The sequence below is a fragment of the Bacteroides sp. 1001302B_160321_D4 genome (assembly GCF_015667765.1).
Taxonomy (GTDB): Bacteria; Bacteroidota; Bacteroidia; order Bacteroidales; family Bacteroidaceae; genus Bacteroides; species Bacteroides xylanisolvens.
Genome location: NZ_JADPLO010000032.1, coordinates 26,619 through 45,275 on the forward strand (window position 1 = coordinate 26,619; position 18,657 = coordinate 45,275).

Below are 18,657 nucleotides of genomic sequence, written 5' to 3' on the forward strand. Positions count from 1 at the left end.
ATTTTTCTTTTAAATCCTTCTCGGTCAACCGAAAAATCTTATTAACTTTGCAAATCTTTTTGAGAAACAATAAAAAATTAAATATATGAATATCTCTTATAACTGGCTGAAAGAGTATGTCAACTTCGACCTGACGCCCGATGAAACGGCTGCTGCGTTGACGTCTATTGGCTTGGAAACAGGTGGTGTAGAAGAAGTGCAAACCATTAAAGGTGGTTTGGAAGGACTGGTGATCGGTGAAGTGCTGACCTGTACGGAACATCCTAATTCTGACCATTTGCATATTACTACTGTCAATCTGGGAGACGGTGAACCGGTACAGATTGTTTGTGGTGCCCCGAATGTGGCTGCCGGACAGAAAGTGGTGGTAGCTACGTTAGGTACGAAACTTTATGACGGTGACGAATGTTTTACCATCAAGAAATCAAAAATCCGTGGGGTGGAATCTACTGGTATGATTTGTGCCGAAGACGAAATCGGTATCGGTACGGATCATGCAGGTATTATCGTATTGCCGGAAAATGCTGTTCCGGGTACGCTTGCCAAGGATTATTATAATATCAAGAGCGACTATGTGCTTGAAGTGGACATCACGCCTAACCGTGCGGATGCTTGCTCTCACTATGGGGTGGCTCGTGACTTGTATGCTTATCTGATTCAGAACGGCAAACAGGCTACTTTGCAACGTCCGTCGGTAGACGGCTTTAAAGTGGAAAACCATGACTTGAATATTGAAGTGAAGGTGGAAAACAGCGAAGCTTGTCCGCATTATGCCGGTGTTACGGTGAAAGGTGTCACTGTGAAGGAAAGTCCGGAATGGCTGCAAAATAAATTGCGTCTGATCGGGGTGCGTCCTATTAATAATGTAGTGGATATTACTAATTATATCGTTCATGCTTTCGGTCAGCCGTTGCATTGCTTCGATGCCGGAAAGATAAAAGGCAATGAAGTAATTGTAAAGACAATGCCGGAAGGAACCCCGTTCGTTACGCTGGATGAGGTGGAACGTAAATTGAACGAACGCGACCTGATGATTTGTAACAAGGAAGAGGCCATGTGTATTGCCGGTGTATTCGGCGGACTGGACTCCGGTTCTACGGAAGCTACGACAGATGTATTCATTGAAAGTGCTTATTTCCATCCTACATGGGTGCGTAAGACAGCCCGCCGTCATGGCTTGAATACGGATGCTTCTTTCCGTTTCGAACGCGGTATCGATCCGAACAGTGTGATATATTGCTTGAAACTGGCTGCTTTGATGGTTAAAGAACTGGCTGGCGGTACGATTTCTTCTGAAATAAAAGACGTGTTCACTACTCCTGCACCCGATTTTATAGTTGATCTGGCTTATGAGAAAGTACATTCTTTGGTAGGAAAAGTAATTCCGGTAGAGACAATCAAGAGCATTGTGACCAGCCTGGAAATGAAGATCACTAATGAAACGGCGGAAGGGCTGACATTAGCTGTTCCTCCTTATCGTGTAGACGTGCAGCGTGATTGTGACGTGATTGAAGATATTCTTCGTATCTACGGATATAACAATGTTGAAATCCCGACTACATTGAACTCCAGCCTGACTACCAAAGGTGAACATGATAAATCGAATAAATTGCAGAACCTGATTGCAGAGCAATTGGTGGGCTGCGGATTTAATGAGATCTTGAACAACTCATTGACGCGTGCTGCTTATTATGATGGTATGGAGACTTATCCGTCCAACCATCTAGTGATGTTATTGAATCCGTTGAGTGCGGATTTGAACGCTATGCGTCAGACTTTGCTGTTCGGTGGACTGGAAAGTATTGCTCATAATGCAAATCGTAAGAATGCTGATTTGAAGTTCTTCGAATTCGGTAATTGCTATCATTTCGATGCTGACAAGAAGAATGAAGAGAAGGTATTGGCTCCTTACTCGGAAGATTATCACTTGGGCTTGTGGGTAACCGGTAAGAAGGTTTCCAATTCATGGGCACATGCAGATGAGAACAGTTCGGTATATGAATTGAAGGCTTATGTAGAAAATATATTGAAGCGTCTGGGACTGGATTTGCACAATCTGGTTGTCGGTAATCTGACGGACGATATTTTTGCTGCCGCACTTTCTATCAATACGAAGGGTGGTAAGCGTCTTGCTTCCTTCGGTATCGTGACTAAGAAGCTGTTGAAAGCATTTGATATCGACAATGAAGTGTATTTTGCCGACTTGAACTGGAAGGAACTGATGAAAGCTATCCGTTCTGTGAAGATCAGCTACAAGGAAATCTCCAAGTTCCCTGCTGTGAAACGTGACCTGGCATTGTTGCTTGACAAGAATGTGCAGTTTGCCGAAATCGAAAAGATTGCTTACGAAACAGAGAAGAAGCTGTTGAAAGAAGTGGAACTCTTCGACGTGTACGAAGGTAAGAATCTGGAAGCAGGCAAGAAGTCGTATGCGGTGAGCTTCCTGCTTCAGGATGAGAGCCAGACTTTGAATGATAAGATGATTGATAAGATCATGTCGAAACTGGTGAAGAACTTGGAAGATAAGCTGGGTGCCAAACTTAGATAAACTTAAAATTTCAATCTAAAAATATAAACCAATGGGAAGAGCATTTGAATATAGAAAGGCCGCTAAACTGAAAAGATGGGGCCACATGGCTAAAACATTTACAAGACTGGGTAAACAAATCGCGATAGCTGTAAAGGCAGGCGGTCCGGAACCTGAAAATAACCCGACTTTGCGTTCGGTGATCGCTACTTGTAAGCGTGAAAATATGCCGAAGGATAATATTGAACGTGCTATCAAAAACGCAATGGGTAAAGACCAGAGCGACTACAAGAGCATGACTTACGAAGGATACGGTCCTCACGGTATTGCTGTATTTGTGGATACGCTGACAGATAACACAACCCGTACGGTGGCTGACGTTCGTTCGGTATTTAATAAGTTTGGCGGTAATCTCGGTACAATGGGATCTCTCGCGTTCCTGTTCGACCACAAATGTGTATTCACTTTCAAGAAGAAAGACGGATTGGATATGGAAGAACTGATTCTGGATCTGATCGATTATGATGTGGAAGATGAATACGAAGAGGATGATGAAGAAGGAACAATCACTATCTATGGTAATCCCAAGAGCTATGCCGCTATTCAGAAACACCTGGAGGAGTGTGGCTTTGAAGATGTCGGTGGAGACTTCACTTATATCCCGAACGACATGAAAGAGGTGACTCCGGAACAGCGCGAAACATTGGATAAGATGATCGAACGTTTGGAAGAATTTGACGACGTGCAGACTGTTTATACCAATATGCAGCCGGAAGAGGGAGAATAAGACAAGGTTATGGAATATGTGTATAGAACCCAGGGAACTTGTAGCACCAACATCGAACTGAATGTGGAAGATGGAGTGGTGAAAGAAGTTGCTTTTTGGGGAGGATGTAATGGTAACCTTCAAGGTATTTCCCGCCTTGTGAGAGGAATGAAGGTAGCGGATGTTATCGCAAAACTTGAAGGAGTGCATTGTGGTGGCAGACCGACTTCATGTCCTGACCAATTGTGTCGTGCATTACATGAGATGGGATATTAATCGACTTCTTTTATTTTTGTAAAATTTGATATTTTTCAAGACCTTCGGCAATTTATTTTGTCGAGGGTCTTTTTTTGCGGGAATCCATAGAGGGGGAGTATCCGGGTGTTGTTTACTTACTTGTCGGTATTTTGAACTAAAATTGACCTTCACTCGTTATTTATAAGTATATTTGTAAGGTTAAAACTATTATGCAAAAATGAAGAATATTTTTCAAGACTTAAAACGCAAAGATCATAAACGCTATCTGGGTGGACTGGATGTTTTTAAATATATTGGTCCGGGGCTTCTGGTTACGGTAGGATTTATTGATCCGGGAAACTGGGCTTCTAACTTCGCCGCCGGTTCCGAATTTGGCTATTCCTTACTTTGGGTGGTTACATTGTCTACTATTATGCTGATTGTACTTCAGCACAACGTTGCCCACCTGGGGATTGTTACCGGACTTTGCCTTTCGGAGGCGGCCACTAAATACACTCCCAAATGGGTGTCGCGACCTATTCTTGGTACGGCGGTACTGGCGTCGATTTCTACTTCTTTAGCGGAAATTCTGGGAGGTGCCATTGCGTTGGAAATGCTCTTTGATATTCCTATTATATGGGGAGCTGTGTTGACTACGCTTTTTGTCTCTATCATGCTTTTCACTAATTCGTATAAAAAGATAGAGCGTTCCATCATTGCATTTGTCTCCGTTATCGGGCTTTCGTTTATCTACGAACTGTTTCTGGTGGAAATAGACTGGCCGGCTGCGACAGCAGGGTGGGTAACTCCTTCTTTTCCGAAAGGAAGTATGCTGATTATCATGAGTGTGTTGGGAGCGGTAGTGATGCCTCATAATCTGTTTCTTCATTCGGAGGTGATTCAGAGTCACGAATATAATAAGAAAGATGATGCTTCTATTAAGAAGGTCTTGAAATATGAGTTGTTTGATACTCTTTTCTCAATGATTGTCGGCTGGGCGATTAACAGTGCCATGATTCTTCTGGCTGCCGCTACTTTCTTTAAAAGCGGTATTCAGGTAGAGGAACTGCAACAGGCTAAGTCATTGCTCGAACCTTTGTTGGGAAGTAATGCTGCCATCGTATTTGCACTGGCATTGCTGATGGCGGGTATTTCATCCACCATTACGAGCGGAATGGCGGCAGGTTCCATCTTTGCGGGTATTTTCGGTGAATCGTATCATATCAAAGACAGCCACTCGCAGGTAGGAGTCCTTTTATCTCTGGGAATTGCCTTATTGCTGATTTTCTTTATTGGAGATCCTTTCAAAGGATTGATTATTTCGCAGATGATACTTAGTATTCAATTACCTTTCACGGTATTTTTGCAGGTGGGACTGACGTCTTCCCGAAAGGTGATGGGAGATTATGTCAATAGTCGTTGGAGCACGTTTGTGTTGTATTCGATTGCCATTATTGTTTCGGTACTGAATATCATGCTTTTGTTTTCATAAAATGAATATAAATCAATACATATAGATCGATGAAGATTATTACTTATAATGTGAACGGACTACGTGCCGCCGTATCTAAAGGTTTGCCGGAATGGCTGGCGCAGGAGAATCCTGATATTCTTTGTCTGCAAGAGACGAAACTGCAACCGGACCAGTATCCGGGAGAGGTGTTTGAAGCGTTGGGTTACAAGTCTTATTTGTATTCGGCGCAGAAGAAAGGATACAGTGGAGTGGCCATACTTACCAAGCAGGAACCGGACCATGTGGAATATGGGATGGGAATGGAGGCTTATGATAATGAAGGACGTTTTATCCGGGCGGATTTCGGAGACTTATCGGTAGTCAGTGTTTATCACCCTTCGGGAACGAGCGGGGACGAACGCCAGGCTTTTAAAATGGTGTGGCTGGAAGATTTTCAAAAGTATGTGATGGAGTTGCAGAAGTCCCGTCCCAATTTGATTCTTTGTGGTGATTATAATATCTGCCATGAGCCGATCGACATTCATGATCCTGTCCGGAATGCAACAAACAGTGGTTTCCTTCCTGAAGAACGGGAGTGGATGACACGTTTCCTGTCTGCGGGGTATGTGGATTCTTTCCGTACGCTTTGTCCCGAAAAACAGGAATATACCTGGTGGAGCTATCGTTTTAATTCGCGTGCCAAAAATAAGGGTTGGAGAATTGACTATTGCATGGTTAGTGAGCCGGTACGCCCGCTGTTGAAACGTGCGTATATCCTGAATGAGGCCGTACATTCCGATCATTGTCCGATGGCGTTGGAAATATTATAGGATAGTAATACTCAATTTACGGGTGTCTCCTCCGTCGCGAAATTCGCAGAGGTAGACACCTTGCCATGTTCCCAGGTTCAGGCGGTGATTCTTGATGGGGATAGTGACCGAGCTTCCTATCAGGGAGGCTTTTATATGGGCGCTCATATCGTCGGGGCCTTCGAGGGTATGGATGAAATAGGGGGCACCGTCGGGAACCAGTTTATTAAAGAATGTCTGGAAGTCATGCCGTACGTCCGGGTCTGCATTTTCGTTGATAGTTAGTCCGGCAGAGGTGTGTTTGATAAAGACTACCAGCAGGCCACTTTCGGGAAGTGCTGGTAGTTGTGAAATGATATCACGCGTGATTAAATGAAATCCACGCGAGTAATGAGGGAGTTGAATATCGAATGTTGTAGCCATTGTTTTATCTCTTAGAATTTGGAGGGTGGATTCAGGTCCACATAGGGGTCGTTGATAGCTGACGCCATCATTGCATTGACGGCAATTCCTGCATCCTCTTTATAATTTCTTCTCTTGTTCCATTCACGTACATCTTTGAGAGTGACATCACGTTTCTTTCTGTTTTGGGGAAAACCACTTTTTCTTTTCCTGTCAGCATATTCATCCTTTCTGGCTGCGCTTATCATAGCTTGGATGGCAATGGCTGTCGATTCTTTATATGAAATAGTTTTGTTCATATTTTCTTTTTTTTGATTTTAATCTTTACGCCCTATCTGATGCAAAGATACTTTTTTATATTTTTGTGCGAAATAAAAATGCAAAATAGTTTATGGAAGATAGAATACAGAAAGCAGTGGAGCTTTTTAAGAGCGGATACAACTGCTCACAGTCGGTAGTAGCGGCCTTTGCGGATATGTATGGATTTACACAGGAACAGGCGTTGCGTATGGGTGCTTCCTTTGGCGGGGGGATAGGACGAATGCGTGAAACGTGTGGAGCTGCCTGCGGCATGTTTTTGGTGGCGGGCTTGGAAACCGGCGCTACGGAAGCGACAGACCGGGAAGGAAAAGCTGCCAATTATGCGGTGGTGCAAGAACTGGCGGCTGAATTTAAGAAGCGTAACGGCTCGCTGATTTGTGGCGAATTGTTGGGATTAAAGAAAAAAGATCCCGTTTCAACGATTCCGGAAGAGCGTACTGCTCAATATTATAGCAAGCGTCCTTGCGCTAAAATGGTGGAAGAAGCGGCAAGAATTTGGTCTGAATATCTCGAAAAGCATCCTAAATGAAAGAAAAAATGCTTTTTTATTACAAAAACGATAAAAAAGTGCTCAATAAAGTGTTATATAACATAAAAATAACTATCTTTGTCCCCGAAATAAAATCTGAAAGTCTTTTTGACCGGATGATTTTAAGCATGTCTAACTAAAATTGCAAAGCAAATGTTGAAAGAAAAAGCTGGTGTAATTGCAGGTACTATCTGGAATGCACTGAACGAAACAGAAGGAATGACTGCCAAGCAGCTTAAAAAAGCAACTAAATTGGTTGACAAAGATCTGTTTCTCGGCCTTGGCTGGTTATTGAGAGAAGACAAAGTCTCTGTGGAAGAAGTTGAAGGTGAACTCTTCATCAAATTGATCTAAGCGAGTAACTCACTTAAGCAATAAAAAAATGCGTTGGTACATAATCATAATGTTATCAACGCATTTTTTTTTATTCCGCCATTTACGTATCTTTGCACACCAAAAAGATAAAATAATAAGAATTCAGAATGAAGAATATACGCAACTTTTGCATTATTGCTCATATTGACCACGGTAAGTCGACTTTGGCTGACCGTTTGTTGGAGTTTACACATACCATTCAGGTGACTTCCGGGCAGATGCTTGATAATATGGATCTGGAGAAGGAAAGAGGGATCACTATCAAGAGCCATGCTATCCAGATGGAATATACTTATCAGGGTGAAAAGTATATCCTTAACTTGATTGACACCCCGGGACATGTGGACTTTTCGTATGAGGTATCGCGTTCTATTGCTGCGTGTGAAGGTGCGTTGCTGATTGTCGATGCCTCCCAGGGAGTGCAGGCGCAGACGATTTCAAATCTGTATATGGCCATTGAGCATGACCTTGAGATTATTCCGGTGATTAATAAATGTGACATGGCGAGCGCCAATCCCGAAGAAGTGGAAGATGAGATCGTTGAATTGTTGGGCTGCAAACGGGAGGAAGTAATCCGTGCGTCCGGTAAAACGGGGATGGGAGTGGAAGAGATACTGGCGGCTGTGATTGAGCGGATTCCTCATCCGGAAGGAGATGAAGAGGCTCCGTTGCAGGCTTTGATTTTCGACTCTGTATTTAATTCTTTCCGCGGAATTATTGCTTATTTCAAGATCGAAAACGGTATGATTCGCAAGGGAGACAAGGTGAAGTTCTTCAATACGGGAAAAGAGTATGACGCCGATGAAGTAGGGGTGTTGAAAATGGATATGGTGCCTCGTAACGAACTTCGTACGGGAGATGTAGGATATATTATTTCCGGTATCAAGACTTCCAAAGAGGTGAAAGTGGGAGATACCATTACGCATATTGCCCGTCCGTGTGAAAAGGCTATTGCCGGTTTTGAGGAAGTGAAGCCGATGGTATTTGCCGGAGTTTATCCGATTGAAGCGGAGGATTTTGAAGATCTCCGTGCGTCTTTGGAGAAGTTGCAGTTGAATGACGCGTCTTTGACTTTCCAGCCGGAATCTTCGTTGGCTTTGGGTTTTGGCTTCCGTTGTGGTTTCCTCGGATTGCTCCACATGGAGATTGTGCAGGAGCGCTTGGACCGTGAGTTTGATATGAATGTGATTACTACGGTGCCGAACGTTTCTTACCATATATATGATAAGCAAGGTAATATGAAGGAAGTGCATAACCCTGGTGGTATGCCTGACCCGACTATGATTGACCATATCGAAGAGCCGTATATCAAAGCATCTATTATTACTACTACCGATTATATCGGTCCTATCATGACGCTTTGTCTGGGTAAACGTGGTGAATTGATTAAACAGGAATATATCTCCGGTAACCGGGTGGAAATCTATTATAATATGCCTTTGGGAGAAATTGTGATTGACTTTTATGATAAGTTGAAGAGTATTTCCAAAGGGTATGCTTCGTTTGATTATCATCCGAATGGTTTCCGTACTTCTAAACTGGTGAAGTTGGATATTCTGTTGAACGGTGAGCCTGTGGATGCGCTTTCCACTCTGACGCATATTGACAATGCTTACGATATGGGACGCCGGATGTGTGAGAAGTTGAAGGAACTTATTCCGCGCCAACAGTTTGATATTGCCATTCAGGCAGCTATCGGAGCGAAGATTATTTCTCGTGAAACCATTAAGGCAGTTCGTAAGGATGTGACCGCGAAGTGTTATGGTGGCGACGTGAGCCGTAAACGTAAACTGCTTGAAAAACAGAAAAGAGGTAAAAAACGAATGAAACAAATCGGTAACGTGGAAGTGCCGCAGAAAGCCTTCCTCGCCGTACTGAAGCTGGATTAAAAAAAACTGCCGCAAGCAATTTTTCAGAGATATGTTCTGAACAAATTGACTTGCGGTTAGTTTTTAATACACCAGGTGATTGCCTTCTGTCTGCAGAGCTTTCCTTGGCAATCACTTTTTAGGAACAAACAACTATAAATATGAGAAAAGTTCTGTCTTTTTCGGGCTTCCTGATGTTGGGGCTCGTCGTTTCGCAATTCCTGCCGATGATGGCAGGGGATGGCTATGGAGCTGTTAAATCCATATCGAATGTATTGCTCTATGTATGCCTTAGTTTTATAATGATTAATGTAGGCCGTGAATTCGTTCTTGATAAGACACGATGGAAAAGTTACGCCCAGGATTATTTTATTGCCATGGCTACGGCTGCTTTGCCGTGGTTTATGATTGCCATTTATTATGTGTTTGTATTGCTTCCACCCGATTTTTGGAATAGTTGGGAAGCCTGGAAGGAGAATTTGCTGTTGAGCCGTTTTGCCGCACCGACATCAGCCGGTATTTTGTTTACAATGTTGGCGGCTATCGGGTTAAAGTCCAGTTGGATTTATAAGAAGATACAGGTGTTGGCTATTTTCGATGATTTGGATACGATTCTTTTGATGATTCCTCTTCAGATTATGATGATCGGGCTGCGCTGGCAGTTGATTATTGTGGTAGTGATTGTGTTCCTGTTATTATCGATCGGCTGGCAAAGGCTGAATAAATACGATTGGCGTCAGGATTGGAAGGCTATCCTCTTTTATTCAATAATCATATTTTTGGCTACTCAAATTCTTTATCTCGGTAGTAAGGAATTGTATGGGGAGGAGGGAAGTATTCATATTGAAGTCCTGCTGCCTGCATTTGTGCTGGGTATGATTATGAAACATAAGGAACATGATACGCCCGTGGAACGAAAGGTTTCTACCGGAATTTCATTTTTCTTCATGTTCCTGGTGGGGATGAGTATGCCGCATTTTATTGGTGTGAACTTTGCGGAGACTCATGCAGGTGCTTATTCCGTCACCGGTTCGCAGGAGATGATGTCGTGGGGGATGATTATGTTTCATGTGGTGATTGTCTCTTTATTGTCGAATATAGGAAAGCTTTGCCCGATGTTCTTTTACCGTGACCGGAAATTAAGCGAGCGACTGGCTCTCTCTATCGGTATGTTTACCCGTGGTGAGGTAGGAGCCGGAATTATTTTCATAGCGTTAGGGTATAACTTGGGTGGGCCGGCATTGGTAATTTCTGTTCTTACCTTGGTGCTGAATCTGATTTTGACAGGTATCTTTGTATTGTGGGTGAAGAATCTGGCTTTGCGGAGTTATACTGACTGAAAAAATCACCACAGATTAATACAAAACGGAGTTCATTCACCACAGATTACACAGATTAACACAGATTTTCTTCATAAAGTAAGAGGGGGTATCAAAAGTAAATTGACCTGTCAATCTGTTATTTTTTAGACGCATCTAAAAAATAGGCTTTTAAGGGTTTTGACGCATTTTCTTGGTTAATAACTCATTTATATTAAAATCTGTGTTAATCTGTGTAATCTGTGGTGAAAATTATGGTTCATCTACAAATTCGTCTTCCATTCCGTCGATCGGTAGAATCTTTTGACTTTCTTCGTGTGGCAACTGTTCCACTTGCCGCAGTTTGCGTTCGATGGCACGTGTTCGTTTTCCCATCACTTCTTCGAGTTGGTCGCCGGCGCTTTGCAGGTTCTTTTGTACTTTCTCAAGTAATCCTCCGAATTTGCTGAATTCCGTTTTGACAGCTCCCAATACAGTCCAGACTTCTCCGGTGCGTTTTTGGATAGCCAATGTACGGAATCCCATTTGAAGACTATTGAGGATGGCCCCTAATGTTGTCGGTCCCGTAACTACAATCTTATATTCTTTCTGCAGCGTTTCAACAAGACTTGTACGACGGATTACTTCCGCATAAATGCTTTCAAACGGTAAGAACATAATGGCAAAATCTGTGGTAAAAGGCGGATCTACATATTTTTCATGGATATCTTTTGCCATCTTCTTGATTGTGTTCTCCAATTGTTTACCGGACGATTCCATCAATGCTGTGTCTCCTGCTTCGAATGCATCGTAGTATTGCTCGTATACGTCTTTGGGAAATTTGGCGTCGATAGGGAGGTAGACGGTGCTGTTGGCATCGTCCTTTCCCGGAAGTTTAATGGCAAATTCTACAAACTCGGTTCCGCTTTTTTTCGTTTTTACGTTGGCGTCATACTGTTCAGGGCTCATCATCTGTTCTAAGAGTGCACCCAGTTGAACTTCACCGAACGTTCCCCTCATTTTCACATTGCTCAATACTTTTTTGAGTCCGCCGACATCTTGGGCCAGGGATTTCATTTCTCCCAGTCCTTTCTGTACGTTTTCAAGTTGCGAACGAACAATTTCGAATGATTGGCCGATGCGTTCATTCAACGTCTTTTGCAGCTTTTCTTCCACCATCAGGCGCATGTCATCCAGGCGTTTCTCGGTGGATTTCAGTAATGTTTCCTGTTGGCGGGCCATCGTGTCGAATTTTTGCCGTTGCAATTCGCCGGTGGTCATCATATTCTTGTGCAGAACGTCTTGGAGCTGCTGCATATTCTGGTTCAGCGTTTGCGTCATTTCCATGCGAAGTTCCCGGATGCTGCGGTTCAGTTCTTCCCGGTTTTCCTGCATCTGTTGACGCAAGGCTATTTGTAGTTGTTCTGCTTGAGTTTGATTGTTGCCTTTGGTTAGTGATAATACAAGTAGTACTATCACTAATATGGCAATGACAATAAGTAGAATCAGTTCCATCAATACGTCAGAATTTCGTTTCCGGTTTCAGTAATCAGAATCATGTTTTCCCATTGGGCGGAAGGTAGTCCGTCGTCGGTGCAGACAGTCCATCCGTCGGCATCATCTATGAAGACTTCGTAGGTTCCCATGTTAATCATGGGTTCGATGGTAAAGGTCATTCCCGGTACGATCATCATGCCCGTACCCCGTCGGCCGAAATGTTCTACGTCCGGTTCTTCATGGAATTGCATACCTACGCCATGTCCGCAGAGATCACGAACTACGCTGAAACCATTCTTTTCTGCATGTTCCTGGATGGCTGCGCCTACATCACCCAGTTGTTTCCAGGGTTGTGCGGCGGCAATACCTATTTCCATACACTCTTTGGTGACTTGTACTAATCTTTGCATGTCAGGATTGACATCGCCAATCATAAACATACGGGATGCATCGGAGAAATATCCTTTGTAAATGGTAGAAACGTCCACATTGATAATGTCTCCGCTTTTCAGAATCTCATTTTTATTAGGTATTCCGTGGCACACAACTTCGTTAATGCTTGTGCATACACTTTTAGGAAATCCTTCGTAGTTGAGTGGGGCAGGGATAGCACCGTGGCTGGTGGTGAAATCATATACTAATACATCAATCTCTTCAGTAGACATTCCTTCGCGAATATTTTCTGAAATATAGTCTAACAGTGCAGTATTGATTTTGGCACTTTCCCGGATACCTTCCAGTTGTTCGGGGGTACGGAGTACTTTACGCGGTGGAAGTTTGTAACCTTGTTTTCTGTATTTCTGTATTTTTGCTTCTACTTCTGCCGGATAATTAGAGGGGGTAAACCGGAATCCCTTGATAAAGTTCTTCATTATGATAGCATATTTAATCGTATGACAAAGGTACGAGAATAAATGGAAAATATGCTTTCTTGCTTTCTAAAACTTTTCGATCCTCAATTATCAATAGGATTTACCATTCGTATGAAACGCTAACTTGAGGTATCCATTCCCATCTTTTTCGTATAGCATTATATTGGTATTGCATCCCTGTTTTGATTTTCCAGTTTTTATTTATTTTGAAAACGACATTACTTCCTAATTTGGTTGGTTCCACTTCGGAGGGGAGCCCTCGGTATCTTCGGGTATCGAGGTTTTGTGAACCATATATGTCGAGAGACCATCTGGAGGATAATTTATATTCCATTTGGCTTTGGATATGGAAATGATTGGAATTTTCTGCAAAGTCGCTTTTACTATGCAGGATAAGGTTCTTGTTTATTCTTAACCAGGAATAAGTGGGTAAAAAGGTGGAACCTGGCTTTTGGAACATCTTGTATGTGTGAATAGAAGGTCTCGAAAAGATTGTGGAAGATTTTAAAGTGGGTAGTGTGGGATCAAAATCTACAAATGGTTTTCGAGAGTACATTTTTTGCTCTATTTTTTCGATAAGCTTTCTGTTTTTCTTGATTTCCTGATCGGATTCCAACATTTGCTGAAGTCTCAATGAGTCCTGTTTGCTCCATTCTTGCCCTGTTGCGGATAAGGGGAACAATAATAAACAAAGAATATTCAATTGATATTTCCGAATGTCCATACACTGTGCTAGTAAAGTTTATTGTATGGACGGTGAAAAACAGGATATGCTGCTTTGAACGATTAGTGAATAGTAATTATTTCACATAATATGGGAATACTTTTCTTTTGTTTATGATAATTTTCTAGCTTTGAAAACCGGTTGTATCTTCTGAATTTCCGATTCAAAGCCAAACCAGTAGCCATGTCCTTCTTCATCGACAGGGAGGAAACATAGTCGTAGATTTTCACGGTATGCACCGTATACTACTTCCCAACTTTCAGGAGGTAACTGTCTTTTGGTTCTTACTTTTTCTGCCGGAGCTTTTTTTAATGACATACCTGCTTCTATCCATGCAATACTGACTTGTGTCAGGTAGTCGGGATAATGATTCTTGCAGAAATCATAAAGGATTAATCCTCTTCTTTCCAAGCTAAGAGGAGTGTCGATGACATCTGTCCGGACCAGATGGTCGAGTAGGTCATGTATGAAATGGGGGTTCTCCAAAATTAGTATACGGGTGATATTTCGCCAGCTAGGAGTGTTATAGAAACCGTCTAACAGGCGTGACAGATAATGGGCTGTTTGTAACTCATCTACCGTGATTTCACGGGTTTGAAGTACTTCGTATGGAGGAAGTGGAGAATACTGTATACCTAATTCATCCGCTCTTCTTCGCATTTCGGTGCCCGGAAGTAATTTCAGAGATTCCAGTTGGATTTCTCCTGCGCCATACTCGGTTAAGGTACGGACGTCGTCGAAAATCTCTGATAGATGGTAGAGTGGGAGCCCGGCTATCAAGTCGGCATGAGTTTCCATGTTTTCAAGTGAACATAGATAGTGGAGTCCGGCCAAAGCATCGGAGAGTTTTCCTATTCTTCGACTTTGTTCAAGCACGTTTTCCCGAAGGCTTTGGATACCGGCTTCCAGGTGCAGCAGACCTTTAGGCAGAGTGGCTAATTCCTGTTTGAGTTCATCGGAAAGTAGTGCCGGATGAATTTCCAGATGGAAACAGATGTCCGGGTATTCGCGGAATAAGTTTAATAGCTCTTTTGCCCGTTTATTATTGTAATTGAAAGTACGATCCAGTACTCGCACGTTTTTGATTCCGTGTTCGTGTATCACGTCGAGACGTTCTTTGATTGCTTCGAGAGATAAGGTACGAACCGGCTTTTCACCTCCACTGACACAAAAAGCACAGGTGTTAAAACATCCCCGGGTAGTTTCTAACTGTACAAATGGTTTGCTCCAATTGAAGAAACAGCTTTTTTCGGGAGGAACCAATTCAGAAAAGTTCATGACACGGGCAAGTCCGTTGTCCTGATATTCTCCTGATTCATTCAGGTAACAAAGTCCTGTGATTGATTTCCATTCCTTTCTTGGCTGATTCCACACTTTTAACCATAATGGAAATACTTCTTCGCCTTCTCCGCGAAACACTCCGCTTACAAATTTGTTCTTATATAAGAAAGCTTCATTATCTCCTAAAAACTCGGGACCTCCGAGTATAACACAGCAGTGAGGTAGTAATGCTTTTGCGCGTGAAACGATGTGCAGGAGTTGCTCATGATTGAATAGCCAATTGGTAGCTGCAATGATATCCGGTTGATGGCGGTAGATTTGGTTGACGACACTGCCGGTGTTTTCATTGATCGTGGCGGAAACCGTACACCATTCAATGTCTGTATTATTTGCTATTTGGGCATGTAAGGCAGGTAATGCCAACGAAGAATGAGCGTACGAACTATTTAAATCAAGCCAAAGAAGTTTCATGCGGAAATTTTAATATTATCTTCGCAAAGGTACAAAAAACTTGTGGCTTGTGATGTATAGTAAATAAAAAACGCTAATTTTGTATTAATAAACGCAATAAACTAGAGAATTATGAAAATGATAAAGAGATATGCGGGTATCTTGATGATGCTGACTTTATTGGTTGGCTTTACTTCGTGTGAAGACGATGAAGATATTTATGACGATTTGATGGGGCGTACTTGGGTTGGTGATTTATGGTTTGGTTCTGACAATAATCCGATAGAAAGTGGTATTCGTTTGGATAACAATGGTTTGGGAATAGATTACCAAGTCTTTGACTACGATGGTAGGCCCGCCGGTGATTTGCCATTCCGTTGGTGGGTGGATTATGGAACATTGTATCTTGATTATGGTTATGATTTTGCTTTACGTGAGATTAGAGGTGTTCGTGTTAGAGGTCGTTATTTGCAAGGTGATTTGTATCTTGATGGAGAATATATTGATTATATTGAGTTGCAGATGCAATAGAATAAATTATAATTTAAATAAAAAAGGAGTTATATCAATCGATATAACTCCTTTTTTTGAGCATATTTGCTTTATTTTTTCAAAAACAACTTCTTAAATTCCGCCGGATAAGGCGTCTCGAACTCCATTAAATCTCCCGTTACCGGATGATAAAAACAAAGTTTGAAGGCATGGAGTGCCAATCGTCCGATAGGGTTGGGAGAATCTTCTCTTCCATATCTTCCGTCGCCGATAATAGGATGCCCTAAATCCTGCATGTGTACACGAATCTGATTCTTTCGGCCAGTTTCCAAATCGAGTTCCAACAGAGAATATCCGTTAGCGCGTTTGATTGTCTTATAGTGGGTAATAGATTTTGATCCACCGTCATCGTATTCACTGGAACTTACGTAAAGTGTTTTATCAGTCAGCCAGGAAACGACTGTATCATAATCTTTTTCCATACTACCTTCCACTACGGCTACATATCGACGGTCGGTCACTATCTCATGCCAGTTGTCGCGTAGCGTCCGCTGTGTTTTTTCATCTTTGGCAAACATCATCAGACCGGAAGTATCTCTATCTAAGCGGTGAACGATAAACACACGGAATTGACGTCCGGAGCGTTGCACATATTCATTCAGTATCGTGTAGGCAGTGCGCTCTTTCTGACGCTCCGTATTGACGGATAGAAGTCCTTGCATCTTTTCGACGACAATGATATAGGCGTCTTCATATACAATCTTCAGTAATCTGTTATTGAATTCTTTCTTTCCCTTTTGCTTGCTGATTTGCACTTTCATGCCCGCTTCAAGGGGGAAGTTGAATTGCGTGGTTATCACATTATCAACAAACACGACCCGCTTGCTTAACAACGATTTTAATTTCGTGCGACTTGCATCCGGCATCTTGGCAGCCAGGAACTCCATTAATTCCATGGGTTCTTTGACTGCATAATTGGTATATTGAGCACGTGCTTTTTCGGCAGGAGTTCTTCTAGGTCTTTTTTCCATTTCTTTTTTCTTTTGAGAATTTATTTTTCACCACAGATTACACAGATTAACACAGATTTTTATTACTGATTATTATAATCTGTGCTAATCTGCGTAATCTGTGGTGAACTCTTTATCGAAGTTCCAGCAACACCACATTTTCTACGTGATGAGTGTGAGGGAACATATCTACGGGTTGAACGGCCTTCACCTTATACTTTTCATCCAGTAATTGCAGATCCCGCGCTTGAGTAGCAGGATTACAACTAACATATACAATTCGTTTCGGTTCCGCAAACAAAATGACATCAATCACATCCTGGTGCATACCGGCACGGGGAGGGTCTGTAATGATTACGTCGGGGCGCCCATGCTGATTGATGAAATCCTGCGTCAGCATATCTTTCATGTCGCCGGCATAAAAAATTGCGTTCTTGATATCATTGATTTCTGCATTCACCTTTGCGTCTTCAATAGCTTCCGGCACGTATTCGATACCGATCACCTGGCGGGCTTGACGTGAAACGAAATTGGCAATTGTTCCTGTTCCTGTATAAAGGTCATATACCAGTTCGTTTCCTGTTAATCCGGCAAAGTTACGGGCTATCTTATATAAATTATAAGCCTGTTCCGAGTTAGTCTGATAGAATGATTTCGGGCCGACCTTGAAACGCAGGCCTTCCATTTCTTCAAAGATATGGTCTTTCCCTTTAAATACGTGAACGTCCAAATCGTTGATGGTATCGTTGCACTTATTATTAATAATGTATAGAAGAGAAGTGATTTCGGGGAAAGAGTCCGCTATGAATTGGAGTAATTGCTTGAACAGTTCCATTTCGTGATCTTCCGTAATCTTGCAAATGACGATTACCATCAGTTCCCCTGTGGAAGATGTGCGTATAATCATATTCCGCAGCATACCTTCCTGTGTGCGCAGATTGATGAAAGAGTAATCGTGTTCGTAAGCGTAGTCACGTACTGCGTTCCGGATGCGGTTGGATATATCATCCTGCAACCAGCATTTCTCAATAGCCAGTACTTTGTCGAATGCTCCCGGAATGTGGAAACCTACCGCATTCATCTGATCGTATTTCACGTCCTGACGAACTTCCTCGTTTGTCAACCAGCGCTTATTTGAAAAGGTGAATTCCAGTTTGTTCCTGTAAAACTCCGTTTTGTCAGAACCGAGAATCGGAGAAATCTCGGGAAGTTCGATCTTCCCGATACGTCTCAAATTATCTTCCACTTGCTTTTGCTTATATCTGATCTGCTCTGAATAGGGGAGCACTTGCCACTTGCAGCCACCGCATACGCCATAATGTTGGCAGAAAGGAACAGCGCGATTGGGTGACAGCTCGTGAAACTTCACCGCTTCAGCTTCGGCATATTTATTCTTTTTACGCTTGATTTGCAGGTCTACAACATCACCCGGCACTACATAGGGAACAAAAATCACCAGGTCGTCTACTCTTGCTATGGCTTTTCCTTCGGCAGCCACATCCATGATTGTTACCTTCTCCAATAAGGGAAGCTCTTTTTTCTTTCTTGCCACTTTTACACCAGTCTAATAATTACTTTGCAAAAGTAGGTATTTTTTTTGGAAAAAATTCGGGTATACAGAAATATTCCGGATTGTAATGTCGAAATTGCATTTTGATAGAAAGTTTTTTCGCAAAAAGTTTTCAAGTTTGCGAAATATCCTTAGATTTGCGAACAGAAAAAAGTCATAATGTAACTTTAAACACA

At 42.4% G+C, this 18,657-nt stretch carries 18 protein-coding genes; 10 read left to right on the plus strand and 8 right to left on the minus strand.

The annotated features are described in order from the left end of the window. The first annotated feature begins 85 nt into the window (after window positions 1–85). The 5 genes from pheT to KFO40_RS13475 all read left to right on the plus strand — a co-directional run bounded on the left by pheT (window position 86) and on the right by KFO40_RS13475 (window position 5,813). Window positions 86–2,548, plus strand: a complete 2,463-nt coding sequence (gene pheT / locus KFO40_RS13455) for a phenylalanine--tRNA ligase subunit beta (protein WP_004295594.1) — start codon at window positions 86–88, stop codon at window positions 2,546–2,548. Between the two features lie 31 nt (window positions 2,549–2,579). Continuing rightward, window positions 2,580–3,314, plus strand: a complete 735-nt coding sequence (locus KFO40_RS13460; RefSeq protein WP_004295595.1) for a YebC/PmpR family DNA-binding transcriptional regulator — start codon at window positions 2,580–2,582, stop codon at window positions 3,312–3,314. Window positions 3,315–3,323: 9 nt separating this feature from the next. Then, entirely contained in the window at window positions 3,324–3,569 is a 246-nt protein-coding gene (locus KFO40_RS13465) for a TIGR03905 family TSCPD domain-containing protein (RefSeq protein WP_004295596.1), read from the plus strand. A 199-nt stretch (window positions 3,570–3,768) separates the two neighbouring features. After that, on the plus strand, window positions 3,769–5,022 hold the full coding sequence (locus KFO40_RS13470) for an Nramp family divalent metal transporter (protein WP_004295597.1): 1,254 nt from the start codon (window positions 3,769–3,771) through the stop codon (window positions 5,020–5,022). A gap of 29 nt (window positions 5,023–5,051) precedes the next feature. After that, window positions 5,052–5,813: an exodeoxyribonuclease III gene (locus KFO40_RS13475; protein WP_004303567.1), complete on the plus strand. Its 762-nt coding sequence runs from the start codon at window positions 5,052–5,054 to the stop codon at window positions 5,811–5,813. Here the strand turns inward: KFO40_RS13475 and KFO40_RS13480 are convergent. Further along, a complete protein-coding gene (locus tag KFO40_RS13480; protein WP_004309216.1) occupies window positions 5,808–6,215 on the minus strand; it encodes a secondary thiamine-phosphate synthase enzyme YjbQ in 408 nt (135 codons plus the stop codon). The genes KFO40_RS13475 and KFO40_RS13480 overlap by 6 nt on opposite strands. An 11-nt stretch (window positions 6,216–6,226) precedes the next feature. Further along, entirely contained in the window at window positions 6,227–6,493 is a 267-nt protein-coding gene (locus KFO40_RS13485) for a hypothetical protein (RefSeq protein WP_004295600.1), read from the minus strand. A 92-nt stretch (window positions 6,494–6,585) separates the two neighbouring features. On the opposite strand from KFO40_RS13485, the gene KFO40_RS13490 reads away from it, so the two are divergent. The 4 genes from KFO40_RS13490 to KFO40_RS13505 all read left to right on the plus strand — a co-directional run bounded on the left by KFO40_RS13490 (window position 6,586) and on the right by KFO40_RS13505 (window position 10,627). Then, window positions 6,586–7,044, plus strand: coding sequence for a C-GCAxxG-C-C family protein (locus KFO40_RS13490; protein ID WP_004295601.1), 459 nt, complete (start codon window positions 6,586–6,588; stop codon window positions 7,042–7,044). 153 nt (window positions 7,045–7,197) lie between these two features. Then, window positions 7,198–7,398 (plus strand): winged helix-turn-helix domain-containing protein, encoded by a 201-nt coding sequence (locus KFO40_RS13495; protein WP_004295603.1) that lies wholly within the window; start codon window positions 7,198–7,200, stop codon window positions 7,396–7,398. A gap of 128 nt (window positions 7,399–7,526) precedes the next feature. Then, entirely contained in the window at window positions 7,527–9,308 is a 1,782-nt protein-coding gene (gene lepA / locus KFO40_RS13500; protein ID WP_004312779.1) for a translation elongation factor 4, read from the plus strand. A gap of 140 nt (window positions 9,309–9,448) precedes the next feature. Then, window positions 9,449–10,627 carry a sodium:proton antiporter gene (locus KFO40_RS13505; RefSeq protein ID WP_211146465.1) on the plus strand — a complete coding sequence of 393 codons (1,179 nt, stop codon included), beginning with the start codon at window positions 9,449–9,451 and terminating at the stop codon, window positions 10,625–10,627. 231 nt (window positions 10,628–10,858) lie between these two features. Here KFO40_RS13505 and KFO40_RS13510 read toward each other — a convergent pair whose 3' ends face one another. The 4 genes from KFO40_RS13510 to KFO40_RS13525 form a co-directional block, all read right to left on the minus strand. Further along, window positions 10,859–12,100 (minus strand): DNA recombination protein RmuC, encoded by a 1,242-nt coding sequence (locus KFO40_RS13510; protein ID WP_195564631.1) that lies wholly within the window; start codon window positions 12,098–12,100, stop codon window positions 10,859–10,861. Continuing rightward, complete coding sequence (gene map / locus KFO40_RS13515) at window positions 12,100–12,954, minus strand: type I methionyl aminopeptidase (RefSeq protein ID WP_211146466.1); 855 nt, start codon at window positions 12,952–12,954, stop codon at window positions 12,100–12,102. Before map ends, KFO40_RS13510 begins: the two co-directional genes overlap by 1 nt. A 100-nt stretch (window positions 12,955–13,054) precedes the next feature. Further along, window positions 13,055–13,678 carry a DUF4858 domain-containing protein gene (locus tag KFO40_RS13520; protein ID WP_118408867.1) on the minus strand — a complete coding sequence of 208 codons (624 nt, stop codon included), beginning with the start codon at window positions 13,676–13,678 and terminating at the stop codon, window positions 13,055–13,057. A 111-nt stretch (window positions 13,679–13,789) separates the two neighbouring features. Beyond that, window positions 13,790–15,430 (minus strand): B12-binding domain-containing radical SAM protein, encoded by a 1,641-nt coding sequence (locus KFO40_RS13525; protein WP_211146467.1) that lies wholly within the window; start codon window positions 15,428–15,430, stop codon window positions 13,790–13,792. 111 nt (window positions 15,431–15,541) lie between these two features. Between KFO40_RS13525 and KFO40_RS13530 the strand changes: the two genes are divergently transcribed. Next, on the plus strand, window positions 15,542–15,940 hold the full coding sequence (locus tag KFO40_RS13530; protein WP_211146468.1) for a hypothetical protein: 399 nt from the start codon (window positions 15,542–15,544) through the stop codon (window positions 15,938–15,940). A 71-nt stretch (window positions 15,941–16,011) separates the two neighbouring features. On the opposite strand, the gene KFO40_RS13535 is transcribed toward KFO40_RS13530, so the two are convergent. Together KFO40_RS13535 and rlmD are read right to left on the minus strand one after the other, a co-directional pair. Further along, complete coding sequence (locus KFO40_RS13535; RefSeq protein ID WP_117683500.1) at window positions 16,012–16,932, minus strand: RluA family pseudouridine synthase; 921 nt, start codon at window positions 16,930–16,932, stop codon at window positions 16,012–16,014. Between the two features lie 112 nt (window positions 16,933–17,044). Beyond that, window positions 17,045–18,415 (minus strand): 23S rRNA (uracil(1939)-C(5))-methyltransferase RlmD, encoded by a 1,371-nt coding sequence (gene rlmD / locus KFO40_RS13540; protein ID WP_248005584.1) that lies wholly within the window; start codon window positions 18,413–18,415, stop codon window positions 17,045–17,047. Window positions 18,416–18,657 lie beyond the last annotated feature (242 nt).